8 protein-coding genes and 1 pseudogene are annotated in these 10,979 nt (G+C 66.0%); 8 read left to right on the forward strand and 1 reads right to left on the reverse strand.

The annotated features are described in order from the left end of the window. The first annotated feature begins 52 nt into the window (after positions 1 to 52). The gene (locus ACIQC0_RS01655; RefSeq protein ID WP_400532288.1) at positions 53 to 1,738 is read left to right on the forward strand and encodes a PucR family transcriptional regulator ligand-binding domain-containing protein; all 1,686 of its coding nucleotides are present in this window, start codon (positions 53 to 55) and stop codon (positions 1,736 to 1,738) included. On the opposite strand, the gene ACIQC0_RS01660 is transcribed toward ACIQC0_RS01655, so the two are convergent. Next, entirely contained in the window at positions 1,735 to 2,529 is a 795-nt protein-coding gene (locus ACIQC0_RS01660; protein WP_400532289.1) for a nitrilase-related carbon-nitrogen hydrolase, read from the reverse strand. The two genes, ACIQC0_RS01655 and ACIQC0_RS01660, sit on opposite strands and share 4 nt — an antisense overlap. A 203-nt stretch (positions 2,530 to 2,732) precedes the next feature. On the opposite strand from ACIQC0_RS01660, the gene ACIQC0_RS01665 reads away from it, so the two are divergent. The 7 genes and pseudogenes from ACIQC0_RS01665 to ACIQC0_RS01695 all read left to right on the forward strand — a co-directional run. Continuing rightward, positions 2,733 to 3,923 (forward strand): ROK family transcriptional regulator, encoded by a 1,191-nt coding sequence (locus ACIQC0_RS01665; protein WP_377215254.1) that lies wholly within the window; start codon positions 2,733 to 2,735, stop codon positions 3,921 to 3,923. A 132-nt stretch (positions 3,924 to 4,055) separates the two neighbouring features. Further along, positions 4,056 to 5,612, forward strand: coding sequence for a multiple monosaccharide ABC transporter ATP-binding protein (mmsA, locus tag ACIQC0_RS01670; RefSeq protein WP_377215253.1), 1,557 nt, complete (start codon positions 4,056 to 4,058; stop codon positions 5,610 to 5,612). Between the two features lie 42 nt (positions 5,613 to 5,654). Then, positions 5,655 to 6,938: a multiple monosaccharide ABC transporter permease gene (gene mmsB / locus ACIQC0_RS01675; protein ID WP_377215252.1), complete on the forward strand. Its 1,284-nt coding sequence runs from the start codon at positions 5,655 to 5,657 to the stop codon at positions 6,936 to 6,938. A 50-nt stretch (positions 6,939 to 6,988) separates the two neighbouring features. Beyond that, a complete protein-coding gene (locus tag ACIQC0_RS01680; protein WP_377215251.1) occupies positions 6,989 to 8,083 on the forward strand; it encodes a substrate-binding domain-containing protein in 1,095 nt (364 codons plus the stop codon). A gap of 81 nt (positions 8,084 to 8,164) precedes the next feature. Then, a complete protein-coding gene (locus tag ACIQC0_RS01685; protein WP_400532290.1) occupies positions 8,165 to 9,235 on the forward strand; it encodes a Gfo/Idh/MocA family protein in 1,071 nt (356 codons plus the stop codon). A gap of 83 nt (positions 9,236 to 9,318) precedes the next feature. Then, positions 9,319 to 10,206 carry a hypothetical protein gene (locus tag ACIQC0_RS01690; protein ID WP_377215249.1) on the forward strand — a complete coding sequence of 296 codons (888 nt, stop codon included), beginning with the start codon at positions 9,319 to 9,321 and terminating at the stop codon, positions 10,204 to 10,206. Between the two features lie 85 nt (positions 10,207 to 10,291). Next, positions 10,292 to 10,979 (forward strand): annotated as a pseudogene (locus tag ACIQC0_RS01695) (hypothetical protein); the annotation flags it as partial.

Genomic DNA, 10,979 nt, shown 5'->3' on the forward strand with positions numbered 1-10,979 from the left:
AGGGGTGTGAGCCGCATCTCAAGATGTGCAAAATGACCTATAGTCTTCACTCATGAGACGCAATGCACCAGCCACGGAGTCTGCTTCCGCGGGACTTCCGGCCCAGCTGGACGCCGTGACGCTGAACCAGTTTCTGGTCTCGCTGCCCGCAGGTGTGGCCATACTGCACGACGCCGGCAACGGCCATACTCCCCTGCGGTGGGTGGAGCCGAGCGAACTTGAAGACCCTACGCCGTACCTGCTTGACGGCGAGTTTCTGCTGACCGCCGGACTACCCTTCCGGCGTGGCTTCAACGGCGCCGACGAAGACACCGTCACGGGCAGCAGGGGCGAGGAAGCCGCAGAGGGGGCAGCCGACGCCGACACGTACGTCCGTCGCCTCGTCGCCGCGGGCGTAGCGGCGCTGGGGTTCGGCCTTGAGCCGTACTTCGACGAGGTGCCCGCTGATATCGTGGCGGCCTGCCGGAAGCACGGCCTGACACTGGTGGCGGTACCCGCCAGCATCCCGTTCGCCGCGCTGGGACTCGAGTTCTCCAAGCTGCTCGAATCAGGGAACGCCCAGGTGTTCCGCCAGCTCGCCGAAACCAACCGCCATCTCATGCGGGCGGTCCTGTCGCCCCGGCCGGAGCATGAGTTGCTGGCAGCCCTGGCGCAGCGGGTGCCGGCCTGGGCCGTCCTGGTTGGCGCGGACGGCAGGGTACGCGCCCGCGCCGGTACCGCCGTCGAACTTTCCAGGCTCCAGCCGCTGCTCAAAAGGCTCCTCGCCGGCAGTGGCCCCCGGGTGGAGACTGAAGCCTTTGACGTTCCGGGGTCAGCGCTGGTGTTCGGCCACCCGCTGCGGAGCACCAGGGACGCCACCCTGGGCGGCCTGCTGCTCGGCACAGACAAGCCGCTGACCCCCGCACAGAACAATGTAGTCTCCTCGGTGGTGGGCCTGCTGGAACTCCTGGTCCGGCAGCGGACCAGTGGTTCCCTGGCGCCCAGCCAGCTGGCCACAGCGTTGCTCCTGCATCCGGAAAGCATCGCCGGGGCCCGCACCTCGGAGCTGAACATCCTGCGGGATCTGCTGGCCCAGAGCGTCGGGGGCACCCGCAGCGGGCGGGTCCGGGTGATTCAGGGAATCCGGCCCAAGGCAGCGGCTGCAGCTGACGGTCCCGTGCGCGAACTGCTGCAGTGGCGGCGGCTGTTTGACACCAAAATGGTGGAACTTACCGACTACGGGTTCGCCGCCGTGACCCGGCTGAAGGTTGACGACCAACTGCTGTCCGAGGTGGAGCAGCTGGGCTGGCGGCTGGTGGTGGGCGGCGCCGCGGAACTGCCGGGCCTTGCCGCCGCCTACCGCAGCGCCTCGGCATTGCGCGCCCGGGTCCAGTCAACCGCTACCACCGTCCGCGAAGAGGAACTGACCTGGTCTGTCACAGGCCTGCTGGGCGGTGAGGCAGGCGGAATGCTGGCCTCCCGCCTGCTGGCGCCTGTTCTCGGGCAGGAACCGGAGCGCCGCGAAGCCCAGCTCCAGATCCTCCGCGCATGGTTGGGCGCCAACGGCAATTGGGACGCGACAGCCAAGGACACGGGACTGCACCGGAACAGCATCCGCCGGCAGATTAACGCCCTGGCGGACATGCTGGACGTGGACCTGGCGCATGCCGGAACGCGGGCGGAGCTGTGGATCGCACTGCAGTTTGCCGATTCCGCGGCGCTGCCCGGCGCAGCCCCGCGCGGCGGTACAGGTGCCTAGGCTTCCCAGGCGCGGTAGAGGTCCGGGCGGCGCTCGTCCAGGTAGGGTACCGCGGCGCGCTCACGCTTAGCCGCTTCTGCATCGACTTCGGCGAAGAGCAACTGCGGCCCCTTCCCGGCTGCGGCGAGCAGCTTCCCGTCCGGGCCGGCGATGACGCTGCCGCCGAGGAACCTGCAGCCGTCTTCCACTCCAGAGTGGTTGGCGTAGGCGATGGTCAGCTGGCTTTCGAGTGCCCTGGCCCGCAGCAGCACCTGGGGGACGTCATCGAATCCGTGGGCCAGCGCCGTGGGCACCAGCAGCAGCTCGGCGCCGCCGGCCGCCGCGGCCCGCACGGCTTCAGGGAATTCCACGTCGTAGCAGATGACCATGGACGTGGGAATTCCCAGGAAGTCCACCACGGCGGGACGCCTTGTTGCCGGACTGAAGGCCGCACGCTCGTCGGGTCCGAACAGATGGACTTTTCCATACTCCAGCAGCACCTCCCCGTTCGAGTCCAGTAGGGTGGCGCTGATCTGCCACTCCCCCTCGGCCGTGACACGCGGAAGGCTGTAGACGAGCCCGATGCCGTGGCGGCGGGCGGTAGCGGCAAGTCTTTCGCGCAGCATGGGGAGGAGTGCAGGGTCGAGTCCGGACCGCAGCCTGCGCGGAGCATACCCCACCGGGAAAAGCTCCGGGGTGAGCAGCACCCGGGCACCCGCCGCTGCTGCTTCCGCGGCGGCGGCATCGATGATGGCACAGTTCGCCTCGGGATCAAGGACCGCAGAGTTAGCCTGCAGAAGTGCCAGCAGCACCGCTACCACCTTCCGTCGTTGAAGCGGCCGCATGATGGGCCGTTCCTCCCAGCGTAGCCAGAGGATAGGGCTATGGGGCGGGGCCATTTGCACCGCCGGACGAACGTTCACGGCCGGATCGTCCCGGTCCAGGCAGAGGGCGGCCGCGGCTTCATGCGTTAACTTCTTGACGCCAAGACCCCGTATAGGGCAATCTTCTTAGCATGCCCGCAACCCCGCGCTCAACGAGGAGCAAACCAACAAATCCCGGCTCGCAGTCGGCACTGCGCCAACTGAACCAGCAGCGGATTATCGAGACCCTGATGGGCGGGCCCTCGACGCAGGCGGAACTCGCCAGGCAAACCGGCCTCTCCACCGCCACCGTCTCCAACATCGTCAAGATCATGCTCGACTCGGGGCTGGCCTCCACGGAACCGATCACCAGCTCCGGACGCCGCGCCCTCAATGTCCGGCTGAACAGCAACGGGGCCGTCGCGGTAGGGATCGACTTCGGCCGAAGGCACCTCAGGGTGGTCCTGGCCTCATTGAGCTACCACGTCATCGCAGAAGAATCAGTTCTCCTCCCCTTGGGCCACCAGGCTGAGGAAGGCATTCAGGCTGCCGTGGCGCTGTTGGAGAAACTGCTGCGCGAGAGCGGCGTGGAGCGGACAGCCGTGGTGGGGGCCGGAGTCGGAATTCCCGGGCCTATCGACAGGCGCACCGGAACCGTTGCACAAGGTGCCATTCTTCCGGAATGGGTAGGGATCAACATCCTCCAGCACCTCGAGCAAACCCTCAAGATACCCGTCTTTGTTGATAACGACGCCAATTTGGGGGCTTGGTCAGAGGTGACCTGGGGGCAGCACACCGGCGTCAGCAATTTGCTCTTCCTGAAGATCGGGTCGGGCATCGGTGCGGGCCTGATCCTCAACGGCGCCCCGTACTACGGCAACGTAGGCATCACCGGCGAAATAGGCCACGCGACCATCCACGAGCAGGGCCTCGTGTGCCGCTGCGGAAACCGCGGATGCCTCGAAACCATCGCATCCACCACCACCATGATCGAGCTCCTCAGCCGCGGCGAGGACAGGCCGCTGACTCCCGCCGACATCGTGCGCAAAGCACTGAACCGTGACCCCGCCACACTCCGGGTGGTGGACGACGCCGGCCTGTCCGTCGGCCGGGCCCTGGGAAACGTCGCCAACCTGATCAACCCGGAGGTGATCGTGGTGGGCGGCCCCCTGGCCGGCCTCGGCGATCTCCTGCTCGACCCCATCAGGCGCGGCTTGATCCGGCACGCGGTGCCCGTGATCGGCGAGAGCACCACCCTCACCATGTCGTCCCTGGGGGACCGCGCAGAAGCGCTGGGAGCGGCCGCCCTGGTGTTCCAGCAGGCCGGAATCCGAAAGGCCTAGACCGCATCGTTATCCGCAAATTGCGTTAAATACTTGACGACAAGACCGGTGATCCAGTTTACTTTTCCATCAGACGGCCCTGCGCTTTGCCCGGCCGGACAAAGAAGTCATCGCATTGGAGGGTTAGGGCAAATGACGTCCCAGACCACGCACACGGAGCCGCTCATACTGGAGATGCGCTCCATTACCAAGGAGTTCCCCGGCGTCAAGGCCCTGGCGGACGTGAACCTGCAGGTTAAGGCGGGCGAGATCCACGCCATCTGCGGCGAAAACGGAGCCGGCAAGTCCACGCTGATGAAGGTGCTCTCCGGCGTCTACCCCTACGGCAGCTACGACGGCGATATCGTCTACCAGGGGCAGGTGCAGCAGTTCAAGGACATCCGTGCCAGCGAGCACGCAGGCATCGTGATCATCCACCAGGAACTGGCACTCATCCCCGAGCTGTCCATCATGGAAAACATCTTCCTGGGCAACGAGCCCACCAAACGCGGCGTCATCGACTGGGCGGAAGCACGGACCCGCTCCACCGAACTGCTGGCGAGGGTGGGCCTCCGGGAGGACCCGGACACCCCGATCAAGGAGATCGGAGTCGGCAAGCAGCAGCTCGTGGAAATCGCCAAGGCGCTGAACAAGTCCGTGAAGATCCTCATCCTGGACGAGCCCACCGCGGCGCTGAACGAGTCCGACTCGCAGCACCTGCTGGACCTGATCCTGGGCCTGAAAGGCCGCGGCATCACTTCGATCATCATTTCGCACAAGCTCAATGAGATCGAGCAGATCGCGGATTCCATCACCATCATCCGCGACGGCAAGTCGATCGAAACGCTGGACGTCAAGGCCGACGGCGTGGACGAGGACCGCATCATCAAGGGAATGGTGGGACGGACCCTGGAGTCCCGTTTCCCGGACCACACCCCGCAGATCGGCGAGGTCTTCTTCGAAGTCAAGAACTGGACCGTGGCCCACCCCAACGTGCAGGACCGCCTGGTCTGCAAGAACTCCAGCTTCTTCGTCCGCCGCGGCGAGATCGTCGGATTCGCCGGCCTCATGGGCGCCGGCCGCACGGAACTGGCACGGTCGGTCTTCGGCCGCTCCTACGGCCGGTTCATCGACGGGCACATCTACAAGGACGGCAAGGAACTCGTCCTGAAGTCCGTGCGCCAGGCCATCGACGCCGGCCTGGGCTACGTCACCGAAGACCGGAAATCCCTGGGACTGAACCTGCTGGACGACATCAAGACCACCACCGTCGCCGCCAACCTGAAGAAGATCAGCCGCCACTCAATAGTGGACGCCAACCAGGAATTCACAGTGGCCGAGCAGTACCGGAAGTCGCTGCGCACCAAGACCCCGTCCGTGGAAGAAGGCGTAGCCAAGCTCTCCGGCGGAAACCAGCAGAAGGTGGTCCTGGCCAAGTGGATGTTCACCGACCCCGAGCTCCTGATCCTGGACGAACCCACCCGCGGCATCGACGTGGGCGCCAAATACGAGATCTACGGCATCATCCAGCAGCTGGCCAACCAGGGCAAGGGAGTGATCGTGATTTCCTCCGAACTGCCTGAACTGCTGGGCCTCTCCGACCGCATCTACACCATCTTCGAAGGCGCCATCACCGGTGTCCTGAACAAAGACGAGGCCACGCAGGAAAGCCTGATGAAGCTGATGACCTCGAACCGCAAAGCCGCCTGACCCTCTGGACCACCCAGAACCTTCCGGACAAGGACTGACACCATGAACGCCCTTAAAAAGCTGTTTGGCGGCAACACCCGCCAATTCGGCATGATCTTTGCCCTGGTGGCCCTGATCATCTTCTTCCAGATCGCCACGGAGGGCCGGACCCTCACCTCCGGCAACGTCATCAACCTCTTCAACGGCAACTCCTACATCCTGATCCTCGCCATCGGCATGGTCCTGGTGATCATCGCCGGGCACATCGACCTGTCCGTCGGTTCCGTAGCCGCCTTCGTGGGGGTCACCGTCGCCCTGGCCATCCGCGACTGGGACCTGCCCTGGTACGCCGGGGTCCTGCTGGGCCTGCTGCTCGGTGCGCTGATCGGGGCATGGCAGGGCTGGTGGACGGCCTATGTGGGGATTCCCGCCTTCATCGTGACCCTGGCCGGCATGCTGCTGTTCCGCGGCCTGAACCAGTTCGTCGGCAAGTCGAACACCATCCCCGTACCGGAGGACTTCCAGTACCTCGGCGCCGGCTACCTTCCCGAGGTGGGCCCGGACACCGGCTACAACAACCTCACCCTCCTGATCGGCATCGCCGCCGCCGCATTCGTCATCGTCGGCGAGCTGCGCTCCCGGGCACGCGCCAAGGCCTTGGGCGCGGACGTTCCTGAAATGTGGATCATGGTGCTGAAGCTGGTGCTGATCAGCGGCGCCATCCTCTACGCAACGTACCTCTTCGCCACCGGCCGTCCGGGCACCTCCTTCCCCATCCCCGGCCTCATCCTGGCCGTCCTGGTACTGCTCTACGGCTTTATTTCCTCGCGCACCGTCCTGGGCCGCCACGTCTACGCCGTGGGTGGCAACCGGCACGCCGCCGAGCTCTCCGGCGTCCAGTCCAAGAAGGTCAACTTCCTGGTCATGATGAACATGTCCATCCTCGCCGGCCTGGCCGGCATGATCTTCGTTGGCCGCTCCACAGCCTCTGGCCCCTTCGACGGCGTGGGCTGGGAACTCGACGCCATCGCGGCAGTCTTCATCGGCGGCGCGGCAGTCACCGGCGGCGTGGGCACCGTCGTCGGATCGATCATCGGTGGTCTGGTGATGGCAGTGCTGAACAACGGCCTCCAGCTCTTGGGGGTCGGCGCGGACCTCACCCAGATCATCAAGGGCCTGGTTCTCCTGATCGCCGTCGCGTTCGACGTCTACAACAAGAGCCAGGGCAAGAAGTCGATCATCGGCATGCTGACCCGGAACATCAACCGACCCACCGGCGGACCCAGCAACCCGCTGCAGCCGGACGAAACCACCTCCACCAAGGAAGCGATCGCCAGGGAAGCCTGAGCCCCGCAGCCTGAACATCGTCACAACACCACAAAGAAAGAGAACCAACAATGCGAATGATTGGTAAAGCAGGAAAGGCAGCAGCGGTCGCTGCCATCGCAGCACTGGCGCTGACGGGTTGCGGCCGGTCGGAATCAACCGGCGGCTCCACCGAAGGCGCCTCCGGATTCCCGCAGGACTCCGCGATCGGCGTCGCACTTCCGCAGAAGACGAGTGAGAACTGGGTCCTGGCGGAAAAGCTGTTCAACGACGGCCTCAACGGCGCCGGCTTCAAGGCCGATGTACAGTTCGCCAACGGCGGTGTCTCCGAGCAGCAAAGCCAGATCAGCGCCATGGTCACCAAGGGCGCCAAGGTCATCATCGTCGGTGCCATCGACGGTTCGCAGCTGGGCACCCAGCTGAAGCAGGCCAAGGACGCCGGCGCGACGGTCATCGCCTATGACCGCCTGCTCCTGAACACCGAGAACGTGGACTACTACGTGGCCTACGACAACTTCAAGGTCGGCGAACTCCAGGGCCAGGCCCTGCTGGAAGGCCTCAAGGCCAAGAAGCCTTCCGGCCCGTACAACATCGAACTGTTCGCCGGTTCGCCGGATGACGCCAACGCGAAGGTCTTCTTCGACGGCGCCATGAGTGTCCTGCAGCCGAAGATCGACGACGGTACCCTGAAGGTCCTCTCCGGCCAGACCAAGTTCGAACAGGCCGTGACCCAGGGCTGGAAGGCGGAGAACGCACAGCGCCGCGCCGACACCCTGCTGACAGGCAGCTACGGCAGCGCCTCCCTGGACGGCGTCCTGTCCCCGAACGACACGCTGGCCCGCGCGGTCCTGACCGCCGTCAAGGGCGCCGGCAAGCCGCTGCCCGTCGTGACGGGCCAGGACTCCGAGGTTGAATCCGTCAAGTCCATCATGGCCGGCGAGCAGTACTCCACTATCAACAAGGACACCCGCAAGCTCGTGGAGCACGCCATCACCATGGTGAAGGACCTCCAGGCCGGCAAGAAGCCCGAGATCAACGACGACAAGTCCTACGAAAACGGCGTCAAGACCGTTCCGGCCTACCTGCTGGAGCCGGTCATCGTCACCAAGGAAAACGTCAAGACCGCTTACACCGACGATCCGGTCCTCGGCCCGATCACCAAGTAGGCACCACCCGGGAAAGCCCGGCTCCCTGCGGTTTCCCCGCCATGGAGCCGGGCTTTCGCGTTCCTGTGGCAGGATGGCTCCATGCCCGCCCCCATCGCCACGCCATGGCTCTCCGCACAGACTGACCAGGACCCCCGCTCCGCCACGGGCAAGCCCCTGCGCTGGGGCGTCATTGCCACCGGCTCCATCGCGGACCTGATGGCACGTGACCTGTCGCTCCTCGTGGACGCCGAGCTGTACGCCGTCAGCTCCCGGCAGGAGTCCAGGGCGGCCGCCTTCGCCGCCGCGCACGGGGTGCCAAAGACCTACGCGGACGACGGCGGCGTCCCCGGCTACCAGCGCCTCCTCGCCGACGATGCGGTGGACGTTGTCTATGTCGCCACGCCCCACGCGCAGCACCACGAGGTGGTCCTTGCCGCCCTCGATGCCGGCAAGCACGTCCTGTGCGAGAAGGCCTTCACCGTCAACGCCCGGGAGGCTGCCGAGCTGATCGACGCAGCGCGGTCCCGGAACCTCTTCCTGATGGAAGCCATGTGGAGCCGTTTCCTCCCCAGCATGCAGCGGGCGTTCCAGATCGCCGCATCCGGTGAGCTGGGCGAAATCCATTGGGTCACGGCCGACCTCGGCTTCCCCGCCCCGTACTCCCCCGAATCACGGCTCTGGGCGCCCAAGAGCGGCGGCGGCGCGTTGCTGGACATCACCGTCTACCCCCTGTTGTGGGCGCTGGGAACACTGGGATTCCCACAGACGGTCAGCGCCACGGGGTTCGTCAATCACGACGGCGTGGACTCCCAGAACGCCCTCACCCTCGGTTACCACCACGCGGCCCAGGTCCAGCTCACCTCATCGCTGTTATCCCACGGGCCGCGGACTGCCACTGTGGCCGGCAGCGAAGGCTTCCTGCAGAGCGTCGGTTCCATCAACAATCCGCACGAACTGGTCATCACCAAGGGGCGGGACGAACGCCGCACGGAAGCGTTCGACGTCGTTGGCAAGGGATATACGTACGAGCTGCGCGAGGTGACCCGCTGCATCCAGCAGGGTCTGGCGGAGAGCCCGGTCATGCCGTTGGAAGACTCGCTCAACACCATGCGGCTGTTTGACGGCGTCCGTGCCCAGCTGGGCGTGAGTTACCCCAACGATCGGCACTGATTTTTCCAGGACCCTCGACGTGAGCCCCGGAAGAGTCGTAAGCTGACTTATTATCGGTTGCACCGCTGCTGGGGGTGGTATGCATGGCTGGAGTCCGCTCGCCGTGGCATGCCCTGCGCCCTGTGTTCTTCGCCGGTGCCGCCACGTTCGCCTGGCTGACGTTCTCTTCTTCTCCTGCCTCGGCCGACCTTTTGCCGGAACCCGCCCCCGCGATGACTGAGATCCTCGCCGAGGTCCCGTACACGGACCCGCTCGCCCCGGTGGCCGATGGAGTCCCGGTGGTCGACGGCATCCACGCGGCGCCGATTACCGCCGTCGTGGACGACGCAGTGGAGGCAGCTGATCGGGTTGCCGAACCGCCGGTCAGCGACCTCGTCGAACCTGTAGTGGATTACGTCGAACCGGTCGTCGAACCTGTAGTGGAATACGTGGAACCCGTCCTTGAGCCGGTAGTGCCGCTCCTGGATCCTGTGCTTACACCCGTGGTGGAACCGGTCACGGAGCTTGTGCCGGTTCTCGAACCCGCGCTGGAGCTGGCGCCCGAAGCGCCTGTCCAGGCCGTCCTCGGGCTTCTTTCCGGTCCGGCCGCCGAAACTGCCGCAGCCGCTCCTGCCGTGAACGGCACCCCCGCCGGGGACCCAGCGCCGGCCGATACCGCTTCATCGCAACCTCCTGCAGCAGCACTTCCCGCGCTCCCGCTGCCCGCCGCCCCCGCCGCGACACTGTGGGCCGGCCCCGCCGCAGCGGAAAACACGGGCACAACGCCCGTGCCGCCGTCGTCCCCGCCTGCACCCGTCCCTGCGGCACCCGGATCGGGCGGCGCGGCTTCCGGCGGCCCGCCGCCTGGCTCGGCTGCGTGGCTGAGCCCTGTCCCTTTTCTCTTCCCATATCTTGGCGCGTCCAGCGCCCCGGAGTTCGTGCTCCATGCTCCGGAACCGGTGTCCTTCGACCCCGGTTCGTCTCCTGATTAGTTGAGCCATGCCTGCCTTCGATCGGCAGGACACGGCAATCGGGCTGCTTCCTGCGCCCGCCATCAACTTTTCAGGAGACATCATCATGCGTACCACCATTCGCAGGGGCCTTCTTGGCACCTTCATGGCCGGCGGGCTTCTCGCCCTCGGCTGCACCGCTGCCACAGCAGCGGACAACACGGACGCAGCGGACCTGTCCGCTTCGGCCCTCATCTCTGCGGCGGCGTCCACGGACACGGCGTCGTCGGGCCTGCTGGGTGACCCGACGGCGTCCCAAACCACGGACGTCGCCGCTGCCGTCAGCCTTACGGCCGATGCCAGCACCACCGCCGGCACGGACAGCACCACCGCGGACGGCACCCTCGCCACCACGGCTGCAGCCGACCTCACCCTCGGCCTTGCTACCGGCGGTGACATTGTTGGCGGTGACATCGTTGGAAGCGACGCCGTTGGAAGCGCGGCCACCGGCGCCGGCAGTGTCGCGGTCACCGGGACAGCAACCGGGTCTGCAACGGACGGGACAGCCGACGCGGCACTGGCCGCCGACGCAACCCTCGCAGCAGCGCTTGGCACCACCACCGGCACGGACAGCACCACCGCTGACGGCACCCTCGCCACCGCCGCCGACCTTTCCCTGGGCCTGACCACCGATGCTGGAACCAACAGCACTGCAACCGACGGAACAGCCGACGCGGCACTGGCCGCCGACGCAACCCTCGCAGCAGCGCTTGGCACCACCACCGGCACGGACAGCACCACCGCTGACGGCACCC

Source organism: Pseudarthrobacter sp. NPDC092419, from assembly GCF_044755045.1.
Lineage (GTDB): Bacteria > Actinomycetota > Actinomycetes > Actinomycetales > Micrococcaceae > Arthrobacter.